Here is a 22238-nt window from a genome sequence, read left to right on the forward strand (position 1 = left end):
ATGATCCTAGGTCTGTTCGTTTCGCGGGTCGGACGGGCCCGGACGACGAGGAGGCGCGGCTCCCGTGATCGGGAACCGCGCCTCCTGAGGGGGTCGCTCTCGCTACTTGGTGGCCGAGGAGGCGCGACGCTTGTTGAAGACGTCGAACGCGACGGCGGCGAGCAGCACCAGGCCCTTGATGAGCGACTGGTACTCCGTACCGACACCGAGGATCGACATGCCGTTGTTCAGGATGCCGATGATCAGACCACCGACGATGGCGCCGGTGACGGTGCCGATGCCGCCGGTGACCGCCGCGCCGCCGATGAAGACGGCGGCGATCGCGTCGAGCTCGAAGCCGTTGCCGGCGTTGCCGCTGGCCAGGTTCAGCTGACCGGTGAAGACCAGGCCGGCCAGGGCCGAGATGACGCCCATGTTGACGAACAGCAGGAACGTGACGCGCTTGGTCTTGATGCCCGACAGCTCGGCCGCGTGCAGGTTGCCGCCGATGGCGTAGACGTGGCGGCCGAAGACCGAGTTCTTCATGACCGTCGAGTAGACGACGACGAGGACGGCGAGGACCACGAGGACGATCGGCGTGCCCGAGTAGCTGGCGAGCAGGAACCCGATGTACATGACGAGCGCGACCGTGAAGACGAGCTTCGTGACGAACCAGAGGAACGGCTCGTCCTCGAGCTGGTACTTGCGCCGCGTGGCACGACCGCGGAGGCCCGTGCCGATCAGCGCGACCGCCGCGATGGCGCCGAGCACCAGGGTGAGCGGCTCGTAGCCGGTCGTGCCGAACGTGGGCAGGAACCCGGAGCCGATGTCGCGGAACCCCTGGGGGAACGGCGAGATCTGCTGCGTCTGCAGGGCGATCTGGGCGGCACCGCGGAAGGCGAGCATGCCCGCCAGGGTGACGATGAACGCCGGTATGCCGAAGTAGGCGATCCAGAACCCCTGCCAGGCGCCGACCAGGCCGCCGAGCACGAGGCAGAGCACCACGGCGACGGGCCAGGGCAGACCCCACTGCGTGATCATGACGCCGGCCATGGCGCCGGTGAAGGCCACGATCGACCCCACCGAGAGGTCGATGTGACCGGCGATGATGACCATGACCATGCCGATCGCGAGGATCAGGATGTAGCTGTTCTGGACGATCAGGTTCGAGACGTTGATCGGCGCCAGGGTGATGCCGTTGGTCGTGATCTGGAAGAACAGCACGATGACGATCAGCGCGATGAAGAGGCCGATCTGGCGCAGCTGGCCGCCGAGGTACGAGAACGCACCGACGATCGGGTTGCCACCGGAGCCGGACTGCGGCTGACGGGACGAAGGCGACCCGCCGGTGGGCTTCGGGTCGGTGGCCTGGGTGGGGCTAGGCGCGCTCATTGACGGGGCTCTCTCGTTCGAGGGTCATGTATTTCAGGAGGAACTCGGGGGTCGCCTCGGCGATCGGCACGTCGGCCGTGATGCGCCCCTCCGAGAGGGTGTAGATGCGGTCGCAGATGCCGAGCAGCTCGGGCAGCTCGCTCGAGATGACGATCACTCCCTTGCCGGCGTCCGCGAGCTGGTTGATGATCGTGTAGATCTCGTACTTGGCGCCGACGTCGATGCCGCGCGTGGGCTCGTCGAGGATGAGCACGTCGGGGTCGGCGTACATCCACTTGGACAGCACGACCTTCTGCTGGTTGCCGCCCGAGAGCTTGCCCGTCACAGCCGCCACGTTGGGCGCCTTGATGTTCATGCTCTTTCGGTAGCGCTCGGCGACCGTGCTCTCTTCGGACCGGTTGACGAAACCCCAGTTCGCGAGTTTGCCGAGGGCCGAGCCGGAGACGTTGCGCGTGATGTCGTCGATCAGGTTGAGGCCGTACTTCTTGCGGTCTTCGGTGGCGTAGGCGATACCGGCCGCGATGGCCTTGCTCACCGTGTTGATCTTGATCGGCTCGCCGCGCTTGTAGACGGTGCCCGAGATGCCGGTGCCGTAGCTGTGGCCGAAGACGCTCATCGCGAGCTCGGTGCGACCCGCGCCCATCAGGCCCGCGATGCCGACGATCTCGCCGGCGCGCACGTTCAGATTGGCCTGGTGGATGATCTCGCGGTTCGAATCGAGCGGGTGGTGGACGGTCCAGTCCTCGATGCGCAGAAGCTCGTCGCCGATGGTCGACTCGTGCGACGGGTAGCGGCTCTCGAGGTCGCGGCCGACCATGCCCTTGATGATGCGGTCTTCGGAGACCTCGCCGGCGTGCATGTCGAGGGTCTCGATCGTCTTGCCGTCGCGGATGATCGTGACCTTGTCGGCGATCTCCTTGATCTCGTTCAGCTTGTGACTGATGATGATCGACGTGATGCCCTGGCCCTGCAGGCTCTTGATGAGGTCGAGCAGGTGGGCCGAGTCGTCGTCGTTCAGCGCCGCGGTCGGCTCGTCGAGGATGAGCAGCTTGACCTTCTTCGACAGCGCCTTGGCGATCTCGACCAGCTGCTGCTTGCCGACGCCGATGTCCGTCACCTTGGTGACCGGGTTGTCGCGGAGACCCACGCGGGCCAGCAGACCGGCCGCGTCGAGGTTGGTCTTGTTCCAGTCGATGAAGCCGCCCTTGGACTGCTCGTTGCCGAGGAAGATGTTCTCGGCGATCGACAGGAAGGGGCTGAGCGCCAGCTCCTGGTGGATGATGACGACGCCCGCGGCCTCGGAGTCGTTGATGTTCTTGAAGTCGACGGGCTGACCGTCGAGCATGATCTGACCGTCGAAGGACCCTGACGGGTAGACCCCCGACAGCACCTTCATCAGCGTCGACTTGCCGGCGCCGTTCTCGCCGCAGATCGCGTGGACCTGGCCGCGCTCGACCTCCAGCGTGACGTTCTGCAGTGCCTTGACGCCGGGGAACGTCTTCGTGATGTCGCGCATCTCGAGGATCGTGTTCGCCACGTGTTCCTTCTTTCGTGCCTGGGGTGAGGTGGAGCGATGGAGCGCAGGAGGCGCGGTGCGGGTGCGCCGCGCCTCCTGCGTTCTCGGGAGGGACCTACTTCAGGTCGGCCTCGGTGAAGTAGCCGCTGTCGACGAGGACCTCCTTGTAGTTGTCCTTCGTGACGATGGTCGGCTGGAAGAGGAACGTCGGGACGACCTTCTCGCCGTTGTCGTACGTCTTGTCGTCGTTCGTCTCGGGCGTCTTGCCGGTGAGGAGGTCGTCGGCCATGATCACGGACTGGTCGGCGAGCTGACGGGTGTCCTTGTAGATGGTCGAGTACTGCTGACCGGCGATGATCGACTTGACCGAGGCGGCCTCGGCGTCCTGACCGGTGACGACGGGGAGGTCGGCGTCGGAGTAGCCGGCACCCTGCAGCGCCGAGATGATGCCGATCGAGATGCCGTCGTAGGGCGACAGCACGCCGTCGAGCTTGGTTCCGCCCGAGTAGGTCGAGGCGATCAGGTTCTGCATGCGGGCCTTGGCGGTCGCGGGGTCCCACTGCTGCGTGGCGGCCTGCGTGAACTGGTCCTGGCCGGAGCCGATGGTCAGCGAGCCGTCTTCGATGTAGGGCTTCAGGGTGTCCATCGCGCCGTTGAAGAAGAAGGTCGCGTTGTTGTCGTCGGGGCTGCCGGCGAAGACCTCGATGGTCTTCTTGTCGGCGCCGTCGATCTTGGCGCCGTCGGCGTCGGCGAGGCCGAGACCGGTCAGCAGGCTGGTCGCCTGGTCGACGCCCACCTTGTAGTTGTCGAACGACACGTAGTAGTCGACGTTCTCGTTGCCCGTCAGGAGGCGGTCGTACGAGATGACCTTGATGCCGGCCTTGGCGGCCGAGTCGAGCTGGTCGCTCAGCGAGCCGCCGTCGATCGAGGCGACGATGAGCACCTTGGCGCCCTTGGTGATCATGTTGCTGACCTGCTGGACCTGCTGGGGGATCTTGTTGTCGGCGTACTCGAGGTCGACCTTGTAGCCCTTGTCCTCCAGGGCGCTCTTGACGGCGTCGCCGTCCTTGATCCAGCGCTCGGAGACCTTGGTGGGCATCGCGACGCCGACGAGGGCGCCCGAGTTGTCGCCGCCGCTGTCGCCGCTGCCGGCGTCGGCGCCGCGGCCGCCGCCCGAGCAGGCGGCCAGCGATGCGACGAGTCCGACGGCGACGATGCCGGAGAGGAGCTTCTTGTTCTTCACTGTGTGATTCCTTCGGTGTCCGTGTCATCTCGACGACGTCGTCGATGACGGTGGGAGGGGGTGGGTGACTCTGCGGACGGGTCTGAGTGACCGGTCACACGGGCAGGAGGGTGCGGGGTGGCGAGACGAGACGACGGGCGTCTCGGGTCGCTGCCGCCCCGGGATGCGGGGCGGGGAGGATGCGATGGCCGCGCGGGAGGCGGCCGACGTCAGCCGAGGAGGCGCGAGGACGTGCCGCGGGACGGGGGCGGGGATGAGACGGTCGCCGAAAGCGGTCGGCGACTCTCGTGTCGGGTGGTGATGCAGGTGTACACAGGTGACCTCTTCGTCAGGGACTGCTTCCAATGTGAGCGCTCACATCCGAGCGCTCGCCAATGATGCGCGCTGCGCAGGCGCGTGTCAAGTCGACTGTCCCCCGGCGCGGTTAACACGCTCGCCACATGCCGTTCACGTCGCTGAGCGGAAGGCACGGCACAGTGTGCGCATGATCACCGCGACGGTCACCGTCCACACCGCGCACGACCCCGCGGGCCTGTTCTGGCTCTCGCGGCGGCTGCTGTCCGAGCATGTGGCGGCCAGGGTCGGCGAGGGCCAGTACCTCGTGCAGCTCGCCGACGCGGGCACGGTGCTGCTCACCGAGTCGACCGAGATGCTGCGGTTCGACATGGTGGTGCGGGACGAGCTCTCGGCACGCCGCACGCGACGCGCGCTCGAGGGGGCGTTGGACCGGCTGTCGGCCGGCTCCGTCTCGGCGACGACGTGGCAGATCGACGCCGTCGCCCACGAGCAGATGCCCGCCTAGCCGCGGGGGCGGCCGTCGGGCCGGCGGCGGGGCCGGCTCCGACGCGTGGTTCGGCGCGACTCCGCCCGAGCGGCGCCCGTCGTCAGTTGATGCAGGCGCCGGCCGCGTAGCTCGTTCCCACCGGGGACGGGCTCGGGGCGGGCTCGGGTGCGGTGGTCTCGGGGGTCTCGGTCTCGGGGGCGTCGGGCGCCGCGGTCTCGGCGGGAGCGGGAGCGGGAGCCGCCGCGGGGGCCTGCACGGTGACGCCGTCGGTGCCCAGCACGACCGTGACGCTCGTCACCTGGCTCGAGGCCACGGCGACGGCACCCGGCAGGTACGCCGCGACGGCCTTCGCCTGGGCCTCCTGCCCGGCGGGGTAGTTGACGACCGTGGCCGCCGTCGACTCGGCCGAGGCAGGTGCCGCCGTGACGAAGCCCGCCGCGGCGAGCGCGTCGGTGGCCACGGTGGCCGCGCCGGTCACGCCGCTGGCGTTGGCCACGCTGACCGACACGTCGGCCGGAGCCGCCGCCGTCGCGTCGGTGTACGCCTGAGGCGGACCGACGAGACCCTGGATGAAGGCGGGCATGGCGCCCTCGTCGACCTCGACGACCGACAGCGCGCTGCCGCCGACGTAGACCGTGGGCGTGCCGAGGATCGGGATGGTGGCCGAGCGGACGTTCTCGGGTCGGAGGTCTCTGACCTGGTTGGCGAGCTGGAGGAAGTTGAGCCCCGCGTCGGTCTCCATCGACGAGCTGACGGCGTCGAGCACGGAGCCGAGCTTGGCGGGGTTCAGGAGGGTGCCGGCCGAGAGGATCTTGCGGGCCTCGACGCTGAGGAAGTACTGCTGGCGCACCTGCCGGTCGAGGTCGCCGCCGGGCAGCCCGTGCCGCTGCCGCACGAACGAGAGCGCCTGCTTGGCGTCGAGCGTCGAGACGCCGGCGGGCAGGTTCACCCCCGAGAAGCTGTCGACCGCCGCCTGGTTGAGGCACACGTCGACCGGCCCGAGGGCGTCGACCACGCGGTAGAAGCCGATCAGCGACACCCGCACGTAGTGGTCCATCGTGAGGCCGGTGAGGTTCTGCACCGTCTGGATGAGCAGCTGGGCGCCGGCCGCATCGCTGCCGCCGCTCTGCTTGCCGAAGGAGAACGCGGCGTTCAGCTTGTTCTTGCCGTAGCCGGGGATGTCGACGTACGAGTCGCGGGGCATCGAGATCATGGTGGCGCTCGCCCCGTCGGCCGGGATGTGCAGCACGATCATCGTGTCGGTGTTGGTCGCCCCGCCGTCGGATTCCGTGCTGAGCAGGGCGAGCTCTTCGGGGGTGGCGTTGTCGGGCCGGTGGTCGTCGCCGACCAGCAGGATGTTCTGGGCCACGCCGTCGACGTCGTCGCTGTCGTCGCCCCCGCCGCCCGCCGAGGGGATGGCGTCGACGGTCGTGACCCCGCCGACGAAGCGGTTGTAGCTGTAGGCCGCGTACCCGCCGGTGAGGAGCAGCAGCCCGGCCATCACACCCGCGACGGCGGGCAGCACCACCACTCGTCGGCGACGGCCCCTCGCGTGCCTCGGGGGCGTGCGCCCGTCCGTCGCGGCGGCGTCGCCGCCCTCGTGGGGCGTCGTCTCGTCGTATCGTCCGGGTCGTCTGCTCACACTCGATGGTAACCAGACGACCGGCGAGGGTTCCTGACGATCCCGTGCGGATGACCCGACGGGTCAGACGATGGCCGTGATGCGCCAGCCCGCCTCGTGCGACTCGCCCGGCCCCAGACGGACGAGATCGATGCCGCTCGTGAACGCGTCGGGCGGGCAGGTCATCGGCTCGACGGCGAGCCCGCGGCGGTGGTTCTCGGGCTCGGGCCGGTCGCCCGTGTGCACCTGCACCCACGGCAGCTCGGGGCCCCACGTCATGCGGACGCCGCGGCCGTCCGCGTCGGTGACCCGCGCCTCCTGCAGCCCGCCGGGCGCGGCCGCGACGTCGGTGAAGGCGTGATCGACGAAGAGGTCGCCGATCGGGCGCCCCTCTCGGAAGTCGAAGCCGTCGCGCTCGGAGACCCCGTGGACGCCGAGCGGCACCAGGCGGTCGTCGGTCACCTCGAGGTAGCTGTCGGCGGCGAGGGTGAGGGTCCAGTCGTCGACGCGCCCGTCGCCGGCCACGAGGTAGGGGTGCGGGGCGACGCCATAGGGGGCGCGACCCGTCCCGGCGTTGAGCGCGAGCACCGTGGTGCGCAGCCCGTCGTCGTCGAGCAGGTACTCGACCCGGAGGTCGAGGCGGTACGGGTAGCCGTCGCTCGGCGCGAGCTGCGTGGCCAGGACGACGCGGTCGGGGGTGTGGTGCTCGACCGCCCACTCGGCCCACTGGACCAGCCCGTGAAGGGCATGACCGCGCTCGGCCTCGGTGATCGGCAGCTGCCGCTCGACGCCCTCGTCGTCGTACGTGCCGTCGACCACGCGGTTCGGCCACGGTGCGAGCAGCGCGCCGCGGTAGAGCGGCCTGACCTCGTCGACGCCGAAGGGCACCACGAGGTCGCGCCCCTCGTGCGTCAGAGCGCGCAGCGTCGCCCCGACCCCGGCGATCTCCGCCCGGTAGGGCCCGTGCTCGATGGTGCTCGCCGAGCCGCTGACGGGCAGGGTCGAGGCCGACCCCGCGAGCGCGGCGGACGAGGAGGTGCGGGTCGCGTCAGACAAGGGAGGCCTCTTCGAAGACGGTGCGAGACAGGTGCTCGTTGCGGAACCGGCCGTCGGGGTCGACGGCACGGGCGTGCGCGGCGAAGTCGTCGAGTCGCGGGTAGCGCTCACGCAGCGTCGCGCGGTCGAGCGTAGCCACCTTGCCCCAGTGCGGGCGCGCGTCGAACGGAGCCAGCGCCTCCTCGACGGAGGGCAGCACCGCGAGGACCTCGTCGGCGAGTCGCCGCCAGGTGAAGTGGAACGCGACGCTGGCGCGACCGCCGCTCGGGCTCAGCCAGGCGTCGTCCGCCGCGATGGTGCGGATCTCGCTGACGAACAGGACGTCGGCGAAGCGGTGCCCGATGGCGCGCAGGGCCTCGATCGCGGCCACGGCGTGCTCGGCGCGCACGAGGTACTCGCTCTGGATCTCCTCCCCCGCGCTCGGGCTGAAGTCGGCACGGAAGTGCGGCAGGCGGTCGAGCCAGGGGCCGGGCACGCCGAGCTGGGGCGTGACGGCGTCGGCCGCGGTGTCGGGCAGCATGTGCACGGCGACCTCGGCGGGCACGGCACCGAGGTCGGCGAGGTCGAGGCCGACCGGGTCTCCGACGCGGGACTTCGACCACACCTGGTCGACGGAGTCGCCCGTGTAGCGCGTGAAGAGGCTGACGCTGTAGGCGTTGCCGACCACCTCGTCGAAGCGGTCGAGCGCCGTCCGCCAGGGCAGAGCGGAGTGGACCGTCTGCACGACGTCGAAGGTCGGCACCGTGTCGAGCACGAGGGCGGTGACGACCCCGAGAGCGCCCAGCCCGACGACGGAGGCCGCGAAGGCGTCGTCGCCGCGTCGGACGACCTCGAGCGAGCCGTCGGCCCGGACGATCTCGACGGCGGCGACGGAGGCGGACAGGGCCGGGTTGCCGACCCCCGAGCCGTGCGTGCCGGTCTGCACGGCACCCGCGACCGAGATGTGCGGCAGCGAGGCGAGGTTCGGCAGCGCGCGACCGTGCCGCTGCAGCTCGGCGGCCAGGACGGCGTGGGTCGTGCCCGCCCCGACGCGCACGGTGCCCGCCTCGGCGTCGAGCTCGATCGGCACGTCGAGCCGGTCGAGCGACACGAGAGTGCCGTCGGTGTCGGCGACCCGGTTGAACGAGTGCCGCGAGCCGAGGGCCTTCACCCTGCGGGAGGAGGTGACGACGGCGCTCACCTCGTCGACGGTGGTGGGATGGCGCAGGTCTGTCGTCGAGTACTCGACGTTGGCGGCCCAGTTGTGCATCGGGACTCCTTCGGCTCGGTTGCCCGTCAACTCTAGACCTCGACGCGTCTCGGAGTGAGCGCTCACATGCGCGCCCCACGCGCGACGCGACCCGGGGACGACACGCGGCGGACCCCCCGGACTGGGGAGGTGCGACCCCCCTCACTGGGGAGGGGGCGGGCATGGTCCGATCGACCGCGAGCGGGTTGTCTGGAACGGGACGCCACGCGAGGGAACGCCGGCGACCGAGACGACCAGGGGACGATCACGATGGACACCACCGCATCCGGCACGGATCAGCCGTCCGCCGTCGTCCACCGGGCCCCGCGGACCCTCGGGAGGATCCGTCCGGAACGCGCCCCGCGCCTCCGGAGGGCCCCCCGCTTCTACCTCACCTACCTCGACGAGCCGCAGGCCTCGGGCGACCGCTCGGTGCCCACCGGCAGCTGCCTCGTGCTGCGGTCCATCGGCGGCGACGACCCCCGGCTCGTGGAGGTCCGCCTGCCCGACGACTCGACCGTGGGCACCGCGCGCCTGCGCCGGGGATCGTCGGTGGGCGTCGCGTCGCCCGAGTCGCTCGCCGCCCTGGTCTCGCTCGGGACGGTCTTCGTCGACTGGACGTCGCCCGACGGCGTGCGCCGCGCCTCCTGGTTGCGCGTCCCGCCGATCCCCGCCCGGTACCGCGGCCTCGCCGGCTGATCGCCCGCTCCGTCGTTCGCCCCCGCTGTCCGCCCCCACTGTCCGCAGGGACCGCGGCACCCGCCTGATGCGCAGGTCGTACGGCCCACCTACCGTGCAAATCGCGACCGATGGCGTCTCCGAGACGCGATCAGCGTGGTTCTCGGGCCGGTTCTGGCCGAATCTGTCGGGTTCGGCACGCGCGCACCGCCCCAGGCGGTCGGCGGCCGCAGGCTACAGGGCGCCTCGCCCGAAGCGGCGCGCACCCGTCTCCATGGGTCGTCCATAGGAATGCCATCGGCTTGGCATAGGTGCCGTACCTACGGTCATCCCCATGACGAAGAACACGGACCCCACCGAGCGCCCGCGCCGCCGCCACAAGATCCTCCTGGGAACGAGCCTGTTCCTCGCAGGAGGCCTCCTCCTCAGCGGCTGCGCAGCCGCCACCACCTCCTCATCGACCGGAACCGGGACCGGCACCACGACCAGCAGCGCCACTGGGGACCTGACCGTCGCCGCGGCAGCCACCGAGGTGACCGAGTCCGACGCCGGCACCACCGCCGAGACCATCACGAACACCACCGCCGCGGTCGAGGCGTTCCTCGCCACCCTCTCCGACGAGCAGGTCGAGGCCGCGACGTACGACTACGACGACGAGACCAAGACGACGTCGTGGTCGAACTTCCCCGTGACCTTCGTCGAGCGGGCCGGCCTGAACGTCGCCGACCTCACCGAGGAGCAGCAGGTCGCCGCCCTGCAGGTCATGGAGGCACTCCTCAGCGACGACGCGTACGAGACCGTGTCGAGCATCATCGGCGGTGACCAGTACCTGCTGGAGAACAGCAGCAGCACCGAGGCGTCCCTGGGTCAGTACTACATCGCCGTCTTCGGCGAGGCCTCCGACACCTCCGCCTACGAGGTCCAGTTCGGCGGCCACCACCTCGGCATCAACGCCACCCTCGACGGCACCGCCGACGCCATCACCTTCGCACCCACCCACCTCGGGGTCCAGCCCGCGGACTACACCACGGCCGACGGCACCGACGTGCAGCCCTTCGACGGCATCTACACCGACGCGTTCGCGTTCTACGACTCCCTCACCGCCGAGCAGCAGACGACGCTCACCTCCGGCGAGGTCACCAGCTGCGCCCCTGGCAGCACCTGCGACTACCCCACCGGCACAGGCCTCACCGGCGCCGACCTCACCGACGAGCAGCGCGAGCTGCTGCTCGACCTGATCGCGAACTGGTCGGGCATGGCCGACGCCGAGAGCGCGGCCACCACCCGCGCCGAGATCGAGGCCACCCTCGACGACACCGTCATCGCCTGGTCCGGCGAGACCACCTACGACATGACCCAGGGCGACGGCATCAACTTCTCCATCTCGGGCCCGAACGTCTACGTCTCGTTCCAGGCCCAGCAGGGCTCCGCCGGCGCCGACGTCGAGGGCGTCACGACCTCCGGCTGGGGCCACGTGCACACCATCTACCGCGACCCGACCGACGACTACGCGAACAGCGTGGAGCAGCAGGAAGCGACCGGCGGCATGGGCGGCGGAGCCCCGGCCGGCGGCGGCCCGATGGACGGCGGAACCCCGCCGAGCAACTAGGCGGATCAGACCGACAAGGACACCACCGCTTCGGGCTACGAGGTCATCGCGGAACACGGCGTGCGAGGGTCCTCTCAGCGGGCAGCTCGGACGTAAGCGACGAGCGCGTTCGCATGTCCATGCCCCATCGAATGGGCGGACTTCAGCCACGCCACGACAGCCATGTGGGCCTCGGCGTCGAGCCGCTCATTCACCAGGTCGAGCCACTCCTGAACGGGCCGCCCGTACGTCTTCTCGATGCTCGGAAAGTACGAGGCGGGCCCCTTCGGCTTCGACCCGTCGGCGGGCGGGCCCGGATCGAGAACTCGCGTCGTCGGCATGCATCAGACACTAGGGCACACCACTCGATCGCCCGAGCTTCCAGGATCAGCCTCATGAGCGACTCTGGGTGTCGCCCTGGCGCATGGTGATCTGCAGCTGGTCCGCCTCGTCGTAGTCGAACCAGCCGGGCCGGACGATCGTGTACCGGTTGCCGCTGGCCCTGACGAGATGCTCGCCTCGGCGTTTCCACTCGGAGCCGGGGTGCCGGACGGTCGCCCCGACCGTCGTCATGAGAGCGATGCGAACTGGACGCCCGTCGAGCGCCTGCAGGATGTTCCGGACGGCGCCGTAGTTGACCGCTTCGCCGTTGCTGTCGTCGCCGTGGGTGAAGACGACGGCGTCGATGCCGTCGACAACCGCGGTGAGGGTGGAGGCGTCGGTGAGGTCGCCGTTGGCGCCCGAGCCCGCCCGCGGAGCCAGGCCGACGAGCCGATCCCGGGCGAAGAGCGGGGCTCAGTGCCCGAGCTCGATCAGGAAGACGCCCGCGATGATGCAGGCGATGCCGGCTCCCATGAGCCAGGTGAGGGGGTCCTTGAACAGGAGGCGCCCGATGATCGCCGTGAGGGCTACACCGGTGGCGGCCCAGACGCCGTAGGCGACTCCGATCGGCAGGCCCAGCGAGAGAGCTCCGGCCAGGAGCGAGAACGCGGTGACGTAGCCGATCCCGACGACGACGTACCAGCGCTTCCTACCGTCGGTGGCGAGCTTCAAGCTGACGGTGGCCACGACTTCGAACACGATCGCGATCGACAGCAGGACCCAGCCCATCAGATGCTCCCCTCGTGGCGCAGCGCTGCAGCTGCAGCGCGTGACGCATGTGCTCGTTGAGACCCGAGCTCGACGAGGAGCACACCTGCGACGATGAGCACGAGGCCCAGGATCATGACCCCGGTGAGTGCTTGTCCGAAGAGGATCGACGCCATCACGGCGGTCAACGCGACGCCTGCGGCACCCCAGATGCCGTAGGCGACGCCGATCGCCATGCCGCCCTTCAGGACGCGGGTCAGGCAGACGAATGCCGTGAGGTATCCGGCCACGACGAGGGCGTACCAGCCGGGAGCGTCGACGGCGGCTTGCAGGGCGAGAGAGGCGGTGACCTCGACGGCGATCGCACCGGCGAGCCACAGCCAGGTCACGACCCGCTCCCGTCGAGCAGGGACGCGACGGCCCGGGCAGCGAGGCCGACGGAGGCGCGGGCGGCCTCGTCGTCGCGGTCGGCGAGCCAGGCGGTGGCGACCCCGTCGGCGACCGCGATGAGCAGCGCCGCGACCTGGCTCGTCGGAGCCGACCACCGGAGCCCGTCGGAGGCGGTCCACCGGTCGACGTTGCGGGTCACCTCCCGGCGGTACTCCTCCTGCTCCCACCGGGCCAGGTGACGGAGCGCGGGGTCGCGGTGCGACAGGGCGGTGAGCTCGACGAGGGCGAGCGCGTGGTCTGGCCGGGCCGCCACGAGGTCGAGCCTCGCCTGCAGCCCCAGGGCGATGCGCTCCACGGGAGGCGTGGGCTCGGCCGGCGGGTCGAACGCGGCCACGAGGGAGGCGCGGAGCTCCTGGCCGAGGATCGCCGAGAAGAGGTCGGCCTTCGAGTCGAAGCAGTAGTGGAACGACCCGTGCGGCAGGCCGGCGCGGGTCGTGACGGCCCGGGTGGTGACCGCGGCGACCCCGTCGGCGGTCATGACGGCGACGGCCGCCTCGATCAGCTGGCGGCGGCGCTCGTCCTGCGGACGGTGCTCTCGGGGCGGGGTCATGACCGCGAGCCTACGCGCATTTGGCCACCTGGCCAACTGTGTGTCCACCGAAGGCTTCCACAAGATCAAGGCAGTGGCTGACCGATGATCCGCACCCCGAGCTGCTCGGCCTCGACCGTCACGTTGGGCTGCGAGATCTCGTCGAGAGGATGTCCCGATGAACGACCCCGTGTCAGGACGCCTCTGAACCTGCTTCGCCCGCCGACACCAGCTCGAGCGACGGGACGCGCCCCTTCTCGATGTGGGTGTAGGCGATGGACTCGGCGAGCCGTTCGTTCCCCGACCTGATGGCGTCGAACATCTCGTGGTGCTCGTCGGACTGCTGGCGCTGGTCGCGTGCCGACGTGAGATAGAACAGCCATGTCATGCGTCCGGTGACTGCTCTCATGAGCGAGGCGAGCAGCGAGCTCCCGCCGATGCGGACGATGGCCTCGTGGACGTCCGTCGACGTCTCCGCGACCTGGAGCCAGTCATGGCTGTCGAGTGCACGGCGCTCGTCGTCCATCGCCTGCAGCAGGGGGTCGAGTGAGGCACCGGCCGCCGCCGCCCGGGCCGCCAGTCGCGCGGCGAGGGTCTCGAGGCTGAGCCGAGCGTCGAACAGCTCGGTGATGTCCGCCTCCGTCCATTCGACGACACGAGACGACCGGCGGGGCAGGGTCGTCACGAATCCCTCGTTCTCCAGCTGAGGCAGTGCCTCGCGGATGGGAAGGCGTGACACCGCCAGGTCGGCGGCCAGAGACGCTTCGACCAGCCGGGCGCCCTGTGCGTACTCGCCGAGGATGATCCGACGGCGCAGCGTCCGGTACGTCTGATCGGCCAGGGAGGACTCGGAGGTGATCGCTGTCAAGGTGAGGTCCGTTCGTCCGGGGAGCACCTCATTCAACACGAACCGCGCCGCGCGGCTACGACGGCCAGGTCCGCGTCTTGACGAACGGAGTCGCGAAACTGCCGATCTTGCTCGTTGCGAGTCCCTGTCGGACGAGGCTCTCGACCAGGGTCGCTGCAGCGGCCACGCCGTCGACGACGGGCACCGGGAGCCGTTCACGGACGTGCTCCTCGAGCCCCGCCATCCCGGCGCATCCGAGGCAGACGACCTCGGCACCGCGTCCGACGGCCCGCAGCCCGGCCTCCACGAACGCGTCGGCGGTCGCGACGGGGTCCGCTTCGAGCTCGAGCACGCCGAGGCCGGTGTCCTCGATCGCCACGCAGTGCTCGGCCAGCCCTGCGGTCGTCAGACTGTCGGCTATCTGCCCGACGGCACGTCGCACGGTGGTGACGACGCCGAAGCGCCGGCCGATGAGCATGGCCGTGTGCGCCGCGGCCTCGGTGATGTCGACGACGGGGACGTCCAGCAGTTCGCGGGCACCCTCGCGTCCGTGTTCACCGAAACCGGCCAAGACGACCCCGTCGATGTCGGCGGGGAGGTCGGCGAGGGTGTCGAGCACGGCGGCCGCGCTGATGAAGCTGTCGTACCAGCCCTCTGCCGAGGCGACGCCCCACGTGGGGGTGATGCCCACGATGGTGGTTCCGGGTGAGACGGCCAGCCGAGCGCGAGCGGCGGCCGTCTCGGTCATCGTCTCGGTCGTGTTGCAGTTGACGACCGCGATGCGGATCATGCTCGGACCGCCACGGGTGCCAGACGGCGCTCGTCGGCGACCCCGCGGGCGATGGCCAGGTCGATGACGGCGGCGGCGACCGCGAGGTCCTGCGCGGCGATGCCCACGGAGTCGAAGACGGTGATCTCGTCGGGCGAGATCCGTGCCGGCGCGATCCCCGCGACGACCTCTCCGAGCTTCCCGGAGGCGCGGGTCGACACCCAGCGCACCCTCGCGGAGCGCCTGGATCAGGTCCCCGGATTTCGTGCGCGACGTCGCCGCGCTGTCGACGACGAGGGTCCCCCGCCCCATGGCCGCACCGTCGAGCTCCCGATGGGTGGGCCGGGGTCGGGCGCCGACGGCGTTGATGTGCTGGCCGGGTCGGAGCCACGATCCCTTCACGATCGGGTCGATCGAGGGCGTCACCGTGCAGACCACGTCCGAGGCCGTCACGACGCCGCGGGCATCGGCGGCCACATCGACCGTCAGGGCCGGCGCGAACTCCGCGACGGCGTCGACGAACCGTCCGACCGTCTCGGGCGACCGGGACCAGACGACGAGCCGGTCGAGCTCCATGACCGTGCGGAGCGCCATCACGTGCGCGACCGCCAGGTTGCCCGCCCCCACCAGCCCGAGGACGGCGGGGCCGCGCCGGGCGAGGTGACGCGTCGCGACTGCCGACGCGGCGGCCGTCCGCAGCCGGGTGATCATGGCCCCGTCGAGCACCGCGACGCTCTCACCGGTCTCGACGGAGCTCACGAGGATCGTCGAGCGCTGCGTCGGCAGCCCCCGGTCGATGTTCCGAGGGATGTCGGCCATCAGCTTCACCGCGGCGAGCCCGAGGCGGTCGGAGCGTGCCGCCATCGGCAGGAGGATCGAGTCGTCCCCGCCCGTGAGAGCGCTCGGCGACGGCTGGGTCATGGCCCCGGTGCCGAGGTCGACGTGGATCGCCTCGACCACTCCGATCACGTCGACGTCGGCGAGCAGGGCCTCGATCTCGGGTGCGGCGAGGATGAGCGTCACGAGGCGGCGCCGACGGCCTCGACGGCGTGCCCACCGGTGAGCTCGGTCAGCGTGGGTGCGTGGGTGACGAGTCCCGCGTCGAGGAGGATGCCCATCCATCGGTCGGACGCGTCGGGATCGATGACGGTGGTGTCCCAGACACCGCCGGTGGCCATCGCATCGACCGCGGCGCGGAGCAGGGCGGCATCCTTCGCGGGCCAGCGCGCGGCGAGCACGGCGGCGATCTCGTCGTCGGCATCGCCCGACGTGATCTTCGTCATCCCCAGCTCGACCGCTCCCACGAAGCGCTCGACCTTGTCGGCGAGCTCGTCGACCCGGTCGGTGCGGACGTAGTAGACGCTGTTGGGCATGACACCGCCTTCGTCGAGGTGGCTGAAGACGATGGTGCCGTGACCGGCGGCCACGAGCTCGGAGGCCGACAGCAGGTCGAGCACGATCGCGTCGCCGAGTCCACCCTGATAGAGCTCGATCATCATCGCCGTCGACAGGTCCCGGACCCATCGGGTGGCGGCGGGGTCGAGCCCCGCCTCGCGGATGAGACCCGCGGTGAACTCGTACGGCGCACTGCCACCGGCACCCGGTGCCAGGGCGATCTTGCCCGCGAGCCAGTCGAGCCCCACCGGGCCCACGGCGTCACGGGCGACGATCGTCATCGGGAATCGGTGGTTGAGCTGCCCGACGACGGTGACCTTCCGGTCCATCCCGGCGTACATGCCGGGCACCCACAGGCCGCCGAGGGCCACGTCGGCCGCACCGGATTCGAGGTCGTCGAGCACGCCCGTCCACGGGTCGCGGGCATGGGCCGTGACCTCCAGCCCGGCCTGGGCGAAGAGACCGCCGACGTCGGCGACGTACTCGGGCAGGTAGTTCAGACCGTTGGCGGTCGCGGTGACGATGAGCTTGTCCATGGGGACTCCTTCTGGTGGTTCTCGAGGTGGTTCCGGTGGTGTCGTCGGCCCGCGACACCGGCGGGTGTCACGCCGTCGGGGCCGGGGCCCTCTCGGTGAGCAGGGTCTTCTCGTTGACGTCCTCGAGGGAGCGCCCGCGGGTCTCGGGGGCGAAACGGGAGGCGACGACGAGGACGGCGTACATCACGGCGGCGAGGCCGAAGACCCCGGCGAAGGCGTACGACCCGTAGAGGGCGACGGCCAGGAACGGCATGACGGCTCCGGCGATGTTGCCGATTCCGTTCACGATCGAGGCTCCGGAGGCGCGGATCGCGGTGGGGAAGACCTCGGCCGTCCACGTCGCGAGGGTCGTGTTGGTCACCATCGTGAAGAACTGGAACAACGCGCCGAGAACCAGGATCGCGCCGGTCCCGCTCCCGAAGGCCGCGAAGGCCAGGGCCGTGACGCAGCCCAGCACACCGGCGGTCGTCACCGCCGTCCGTCGACCGACGCGACCGGCGATGAGGGCTGCCGTCGTCGCACCGAGCAGCGATCCGATGTTCATGATCATCGTGTAGAGCAGGCTCTGCGAGACGGTGTATCCCCGCTCGACGAGCAGCGTCGGCATGAGGAAGTTCAGGGTGACCTGCGAGCCGAACGCCATCCACGACGCGACGCCGAGCGAGACGGTGCGGCGCAGGACGAGTCGGTGGAAGACGGCTGCGGGGCTGGTATGGACGGGCATGGGAGGCAGATCCTCGGGAGAGAGCTGCACGGGCGGCTTGGCGTCCGACGGGCGGAGCGAGTTCGACGCGAGGATCGCCAGCGACCGGTTCGCCTCGTCCACGCGACCCTTCGAGAGGAGGAACCGCGGCGTCTCGGGCAGCCGCCGTCGATAGAGGACGACGAACAGGGCGGGGACGGCGAGGATCACGAACGTCCAGCGCCACACGTAGTCGGGACCGCCGAGCGAGATCTCGAGCGGGCCGAGCAGCAGCAGGAACAGTCCGTAGCTGATGAAGTTGCCGAGCCCCCCGGCGCCGACGTTGATCATGCCGATCGCCGTCCCGCGGAATCGCGTGGCGACCATCTCGGAGAGCATGACGATGCCGATCATGAACTCCCCGCCGATCCCGATGCCGACGATGAGCCTGCTGACCAGCAGCCACTCGTAGTTCATGGCGACCGCGCTCAGCAGTCCGCCCAGCGTGTAGATGAGCAGGTTCAGACTCAGTGAGAACCGGCGACCGTGCTTGTCGGCGAGATAGCCGGCCAGGAGGCGCCCGATCAGTCCGCCGATCACGGTCGCCGTGTTGATGCCGGTGAGCTGGATGTCGCCGATCTGCAGCGAGTCCTTCAGATGGCTGCCCATGGCGCCGACGGAGTTCTGCTCCAGGGTGTTGAAGAACTCCCCCGCGAGGATCAGCAGGAACACCCAGAACTGCGCGCCGGTGAATCCGATCGAGTCGAGGACGGAGGCGACGGATTGATGCGATGACGACGAGGGTGCGGTGGTACGGGATACAGCAGTCATGAGCGACTCCACAGCAGAAGGGGTTGGAGTGGACACCGGCATGATCGTCAGTTCCACTGGACCCCTACTTTGTATCCCAAACACCGTTTCCGACGGGTTACGAAGACAATACGCTATGTTTCGACCCCGGCTCTACGGCGAGAAGCGCAGACGCCTCCACGCCTGAATGACTTTTCGGTATCCCAAACGCTTGAGACCTCAGCGCCGGTAGGCGGCCGCCGGGTGCGTCTCGGGGAGGCGCGGGCCGCCTCCGGTGAGCCGCTCGCGCAGGGTCTCCCCCGGCACGTACGCCTCGCGGACGCGCCCACGGCGGCGGAGCTCGGGCACGATCAGCTCGACGAAGTCGCGCAGCGTGTCGAACGAGTGGTACTGACGGAGGTTGATGCCGTCGATGCCCTCCTCGTCGAGCCAGCGCTCGATCTCGTCGACCACGACGGTCGGCGTGCCGGCCACGAAGAAGGTGCCGCCCCAGGCCTCGTCGACGGAATCGACCAGCTGGCCGACCGTGATGTCGAGCGGCAGGGAGGCGGCGCCCGGGTGGTCGAGACGACCCTCGATCTCGAGGGCCTCGCGCACCGTGCGGTCGCTCGGGTGGGACAGCGCGTCGAACGGGACGCTGCGGTGCACGAGCCGCCCCTGCGCGCTGGCGGACGACCGGTAGAGAGCGAGCTTCTCGGCGACCTCGGCGTCGGTGCGCCCGGTGATGACACCCGCCTGCACGATGAACCGCACGTCGTCGGCCGCCCGACCCGCCTCGACGGCCGCCGCCCGCGTGGCCGCACCCACCGCCTTGACCGCGGGGCCGCCCGTGAAGACGACCTCGGCGTTGCGGGCCGCCTGCTCGACGCCCTTCGGCGACGCCGTCGCGAGGAACAGCACCGGGGTCCGCTGGGGCGACGGCTCGCTCAGATGCGGCCCGGCCACCCGGAAGTGGTCACCCCGGTGATCGATGGCATGCACCTTGGCGGGGTCGGTGTAGACGCCCGAACCGGGCTCGAGGCCGTCGGCTCCGGGGTCGGCGACCACCGCATCGTCCTCCCACGACCCCTCCCACAGCTTGTAGAGCACATCGAGGTACTCGGCCGCCCGGGCGTAGCGCTCGGCCTTCGGGATCTCGGCGTCGAGGCCGAAGTTGCGGGCGGCGTTCGGCAGATACGAGGTGACGACGTTCCAGCCCACGCGCCCCTTCGTCAGGTGGTCGAGCGTCGACATGCGCCGCGCGAACGCGAACGGCGGCTCGTAGCTGGTCGAGAACGTGATGCCGAAGCCGAGATGCTCGGTCACCGCCGCCATCGCCGGCACGACGAGCATCGGATCGTTGTTCGGAGCCTGGATGCCCTCGAGCAGGGCGGGCGCGGGGCTGTCGCCGTAGACGTCGTAGGCGCCCAGCACGTCGGCGATGAAGATCGCGTCGAAGCCCCCGCTCTCGGCCAGCCGCGCCAGCTCGAGCCAGTACGCCATGTCCTTGTACTCGCTGCGGTGGTTGTGCGGCAGACGCCAGAGACCGTGCGTGATGTGCCCGACGCAGTTCATCTCGAAGAGGTTGAGGATGAGCTGCTTCGGCGCGGAGGACTCGGTCATGCGTCGATCCTGCCCGATCGGACGGTGGCGGCGCTGCGCGATGACCTCGGGTGACGCGGGGGTGCCGGGCGGATGCCGCGCCGCGCCTCCTCGGGTGACGCGCGGCAGCCGGGTCGATGCCGCGCCGCGCCTCCTCGGCTCCCCCGGTGTGCAATTCGCGACCGACTTCGGGCGTGCGGGCGTACCGAACCCGACTCAATTCGCTGGAACGGGCCATGACGCCACGAAATGCACCCGCCGCGCGACCGTTCGGTCGCGATTTGCACCGGTGGCAGGGAGGGGCGGGTCAGGTGGCAGGGAGGCGCGGGTCAGGCGGCAGGGAGGGGCTGTCCAGGCGGCGGGGCGAGTCAGGCGGCGGGGCGAGCCAGGCGGCGGGGCGGTCCAGGCGGCGGCGCGGATCAGGCGTCGGGGCGGGAGTGGCCGCCGAGCGTCGGGACGGATCCGGTGGCCGAGGGGATGGTCCGCACCGAGCCCGTGACCACGGCGACCGACGACGTGATCGTGCGCAGGTTCGACGTCGACAGCGACACCTGCGAGTGCCCGATCGTCGGGAACCCGCGCCGGGCCAGCAGCACGACGACGAAGCTCCCGCCGACGATGACGGCCGCGGTGTAGGGCAGCGCCGCGAGCCCGGTCATCTCGAAGGCCCGGGCGCCGAGCGCCGCCCCGGCCGCGATGCCGACGTTCGACCCCGCATTGATCAGCGCACCCGCGATGTCGGGGCTCACCCCGCCGGTGCGGATGGCGGCGGCCATGAACAGGGTGCCCGTCGTGCCGTTCGCCGCCACCCAGACGCCCGCGACGACGAAGGTGCCGATCAGCGAGCCGTGCACGAAGGGCAACGCACCGAGGGCGAGCGTCATGACCCCGACCGCGACGAGCAGCGTCTGCCGCGGCGCCCGGTCGACGAACGCTCCGGCGACGAGCAGGCCGACGACGCCGGTCGCCCCGAGCACGAGCAGCGCCGTGCCCGTCGAGCCCGTGCCGAGCCCCGCGTCCACCAGGTACGGCCCGATGTAGGTGTAGACCACGTAGTGACCCGCGAAGAGCAGCAGGTCGGCGACGACCACGGCCAGCAGACCGCTGCGCGCCCACGATGCGACCGACCCGATGTGCGGGTACGACTCGCCGCGCACCGACGGCAGGAAGATCAGGGCGACGACGGCCAGCAGCGCCGAGGCCACCGCCACGCCGGTGACGGCGAGACGCCAGCCGACCTGGTCGCCGACGGTCGTCGCGACGGGCACGCCGATCACGAAGCCGAGCGAGCTGCCCGAGTAGACGAACGCGATCGTGCGGCCCGCCAGCCGAGGAGGCACGATGCGGGTCGCGTAGGCCGACGCGACCGAGAAGAAGAGTGCATGGGCGACGCCGCCGACGATGCGCCCGGCGCAGAGGAACTCGAAGCTCGGGGCGAAGGCCACCATCAGGTTCGACACCGTGTACCCGACGAGGGTCGCGACGAGCACGGCCTTGCGGGGCACCCGCGCCGTGGCCCACGTGAGCGGCAGCGCGAGCACGGCGACGGCGAGCGCGTACACCGTGACCACGACGCCCATACGCGACTCGGCCACGCCCAGATCAGCGCTCATGGTCGAGAGCAGCCCGACGGGCATCAGCTCGGTGGTGATCGCGAAGAAGGTCGACAGCCCCAGCACGGCGATCCCGACGACCGCCGAGGCGGTGAGGGTGTGCGGCTGCTCGGTCTGGCTCCGACCGGTCGATGGGCGGGCGAGTGTGTCGGTCACGGGCGTGCCTCCGTTCGGGCGGAGAGCGCGCACGACGAGAGGACTCGCCGGGAGGACGCCGCCACGAGGCGTGCTGAGGCACGGGTCGCGGGGGCGATGCGCACTCGCCGCGATCGTTGCTGACGGGTGGGGATGGGATGTTGCCACTCCACGACGAGGGCGCTCCTCTCCAGTGTGACATATCCCCCTCCCCCGGCCGCAAGGCCCGAGACCGCCTTTCTCAGGACGGGCCGGTCCGTCCTCTCTCCAGGAGGCACGGGCAGGGCGGCTGCCGGGGCGGGGGCGACTAGCGTCGGAGTCGTCGCGGCGGCCCTGACCCCCGTCGACAGAGAGGGACTCCATGTTCGAAGCCGAGAACCTGCGCGACTGGATCGGCATGCCCGTCGTCGACCCGAACGGTGACAAGGTCGGCACGCTCGAGAGCATCTACTTCGACACCTCGACCGAGCTGGCCACGTTCGCCACCGTGCAGGCCGGGATCGTCGGCAAGAAGCTGCTCTTCGTGCCGCTGCAGGGTGCGGTCGTCGCGCCGAAGCACCTCAAGGTGCAGTTCGACAAGAAGATCGTCAAGGATGCTCCCTCGATCGAGACCGACGGCGAGCTCGAGGCGTCGCGCGAACCCGCCGTGTTCGAGCACTACGGCCTGGCCTACTCGGTCGGCTCGACCGGCGAGCGCCGCCTCGGGCGCCGCTGACC

The 22238-nt window shown here is 70.4% G+C and carries 21 protein-coding genes; 4 read left to right on the forward strand and 17 right to left on the reverse strand.

Annotated features, from left to right (window positions below; genetic code table 11):
- Positions 1-102 precede the first annotated feature (102 nt).
- From mmsB to chvE, 3 genes are all read right to left on the reverse strand, one after another.
- Positions 103-1371, reverse strand: a complete 1269-nt coding sequence (gene mmsB / locus ACZZY9_RS05440; protein WP_463463287.1) for a multiple monosaccharide ABC transporter permease — start codon at positions 1369-1371, stop codon at positions 103-105.
- Positions 1358-2887, reverse strand: coding sequence for a multiple monosaccharide ABC transporter ATP-binding protein (mmsA, locus tag ACZZY9_RS05445; RefSeq protein WP_463464642.1), 1530 nt, complete (start codon positions 2885-2887; stop codon positions 1358-1360). Before mmsA ends, mmsB begins: the two co-directional genes overlap by 14 nt.
- Before the next feature lie 115 nt (positions 2888-3002).
- On the reverse strand, positions 3003-4130 hold the full coding sequence (gene chvE / locus ACZZY9_RS05450; RefSeq protein WP_463463288.1) for a multiple monosaccharide ABC transporter substrate-binding protein: 1128 nt from the start codon (positions 4128-4130) through the stop codon (positions 3003-3005).
- Between the two features lie 484 nt (positions 4131-4614).
- Between chvE and ACZZY9_RS05455 the strand changes: the two genes are divergently transcribed.
- On the forward strand, positions 4615-4932 hold the full coding sequence (locus tag ACZZY9_RS05455; RefSeq protein WP_463463289.1) for a hypothetical protein: 318 nt from the start codon (positions 4615-4617) through the stop codon (positions 4930-4932).
- Positions 4933-5014: 82 nt separating this feature from the next.
- Here ACZZY9_RS05455 and ACZZY9_RS05460 read toward each other — a convergent pair whose 3' ends face one another.
- The 3 genes from ACZZY9_RS05460 to ACZZY9_RS05470 all read right to left on the reverse strand — a co-directional run bounded on the left by ACZZY9_RS05460 (position 5015) and on the right by ACZZY9_RS05470 (position 8840).
- A complete protein-coding gene (locus ACZZY9_RS05460; RefSeq protein ID WP_463463290.1) occupies positions 5015-6556 on the reverse strand; it encodes an LCP family protein in 1542 nt (513 codons plus the stop codon).
- Positions 6557-6619: 63 nt separating this feature from the next.
- The gene (locus ACZZY9_RS05465; protein ID WP_463463291.1) at positions 6620-7591 is read right to left on the reverse strand and encodes an aldose 1-epimerase family protein; all 972 of its coding nucleotides are present in this window, start codon (positions 7589-7591) and stop codon (positions 6620-6622) included.
- Positions 7584-8840: an FAD-binding protein gene (locus ACZZY9_RS05470; protein WP_463463292.1), complete on the reverse strand. Its 1257-nt coding sequence runs from the start codon at positions 8838-8840 to the stop codon at positions 7584-7586. Before ACZZY9_RS05470 ends, ACZZY9_RS05465 begins: the two co-directional genes overlap by 8 nt.
- 249 nt (positions 8841-9089) lie before the next feature.
- Here ACZZY9_RS05470 and ACZZY9_RS05475 point away from each other — a divergent pair, with 249 nt between their 5' ends.
- The gene (locus ACZZY9_RS05475) at positions 9090-9518 is read left to right on the forward strand and encodes a hypothetical protein (RefSeq protein WP_463463293.1); all 429 of its coding nucleotides are present in this window, start codon (positions 9090-9092) and stop codon (positions 9516-9518) included.
- A gap of 313 nt (positions 9519-9831) precedes the next feature.
- Entirely contained in the window at positions 9832-11106 is a 1275-nt protein-coding gene (locus ACZZY9_RS05480; RefSeq protein WP_463463294.1) for a DUF3500 domain-containing protein, read from the forward strand.
- 74 nt (positions 11107-11180) lie between these two features.
- Here the strand turns inward: ACZZY9_RS05480 and ACZZY9_RS05485 are convergent, their stop codons facing one another.
- The 11 genes from ACZZY9_RS05485 to ACZZY9_RS05535 form a co-directional block, all read right to left on the reverse strand.
- Positions 11181-11426 carry a DUF4287 domain-containing protein gene (locus ACZZY9_RS05485; protein ID WP_463463295.1) on the reverse strand — a complete coding sequence of 82 codons (246 nt, stop codon included), beginning with the start codon at positions 11424-11426 and terminating at the stop codon, positions 11181-11183.
- Positions 11427-11478: 52 nt separating this feature from the next.
- Positions 11479-11847: an NAD(P)H-binding protein gene (locus tag ACZZY9_RS05490; protein WP_463464643.1), complete on the reverse strand. Its 369-nt coding sequence runs from the start codon at positions 11845-11847 to the stop codon at positions 11479-11481.
- Between the two features lie 33 nt (positions 11848-11880).
- Positions 11881-12195: a DMT family transporter gene (locus ACZZY9_RS05495; protein ID WP_463463296.1), complete on the reverse strand. Its 315-nt coding sequence runs from the start codon at positions 12193-12195 to the stop codon at positions 11881-11883.
- On the reverse strand, positions 12195-12563 hold the full coding sequence (locus tag ACZZY9_RS05500; protein ID WP_463463297.1) for a DMT family transporter: 369 nt from the start codon (positions 12561-12563) through the stop codon (positions 12195-12197). The genes ACZZY9_RS05495 and ACZZY9_RS05500 overlap by 1 nt, the downstream gene beginning before the upstream one ends.
- Positions 12560-13174, reverse strand: a complete 615-nt coding sequence (locus ACZZY9_RS05505; RefSeq protein WP_463463298.1) for a TetR/AcrR family transcriptional regulator — start codon at positions 13172-13174, stop codon at positions 12560-12562. Before ACZZY9_RS05505 ends, ACZZY9_RS05500 begins: the two co-directional genes overlap by 4 nt.
- A 172-nt stretch (positions 13175-13346) precedes the next feature.
- A complete protein-coding gene (locus tag ACZZY9_RS05510) occupies positions 13347-14021 on the reverse strand; it encodes a GntR family transcriptional regulator (protein WP_463463299.1) in 675 nt (224 codons plus the stop codon).
- Between the two features lie 55 nt (positions 14022-14076).
- Positions 14077-15792, reverse strand: coding sequence for an aspartate/glutamate racemase family protein (locus ACZZY9_RS05515; RefSeq protein WP_463463300.1), 1716 nt, complete (start codon positions 15790-15792; stop codon positions 14077-14079).
- Complete coding sequence (locus ACZZY9_RS05520) at positions 15789-16700, reverse strand: ABC transporter substrate-binding protein (protein ID WP_463463301.1); 912 nt, start codon at positions 16698-16700, stop codon at positions 15789-15791. Before ACZZY9_RS05520 ends, ACZZY9_RS05515 begins: the two co-directional genes overlap by 4 nt.
- Positions 16701-16767: 67 nt before the next feature.
- Positions 16768-18213 carry an MFS transporter gene (locus ACZZY9_RS05525; protein WP_463463302.1) on the reverse strand — a complete coding sequence of 482 codons (1446 nt, stop codon included), beginning with the start codon at positions 18211-18213 and terminating at the stop codon, positions 16768-16770.
- A gap of 198 nt (positions 18214-18411) precedes the next feature.
- Positions 18412-19794 carry an NtaA/DmoA family FMN-dependent monooxygenase gene (locus tag ACZZY9_RS05530; RefSeq protein WP_463463303.1) on the reverse strand — a complete coding sequence of 461 codons (1383 nt, stop codon included), beginning with the start codon at positions 19792-19794 and terminating at the stop codon, positions 18412-18414.
- A gap of 398 nt (positions 19795-20192) precedes the next feature.
- Complete coding sequence (locus tag ACZZY9_RS05535) at positions 20193-21542, reverse strand: MFS transporter (protein ID WP_463463304.1); 1350 nt, start codon at positions 21540-21542, stop codon at positions 20193-20195.
- 340 nt (positions 21543-21882) lie between these two features.
- Between ACZZY9_RS05535 and ACZZY9_RS05540 the strand changes: the two genes are divergently transcribed.
- On the forward strand, positions 21883-22236 hold the full coding sequence (locus ACZZY9_RS05540; RefSeq protein ID WP_192059071.1) for a PRC-barrel domain-containing protein: 354 nt from the start codon (positions 21883-21885) through the stop codon (positions 22234-22236).
- The last annotated feature ends 2 nt before the right edge of the window (positions 22237-22238 follow it).

It is taken from the genome of Frigoribacterium sp. AC394, from assembly GCF_979258095.1.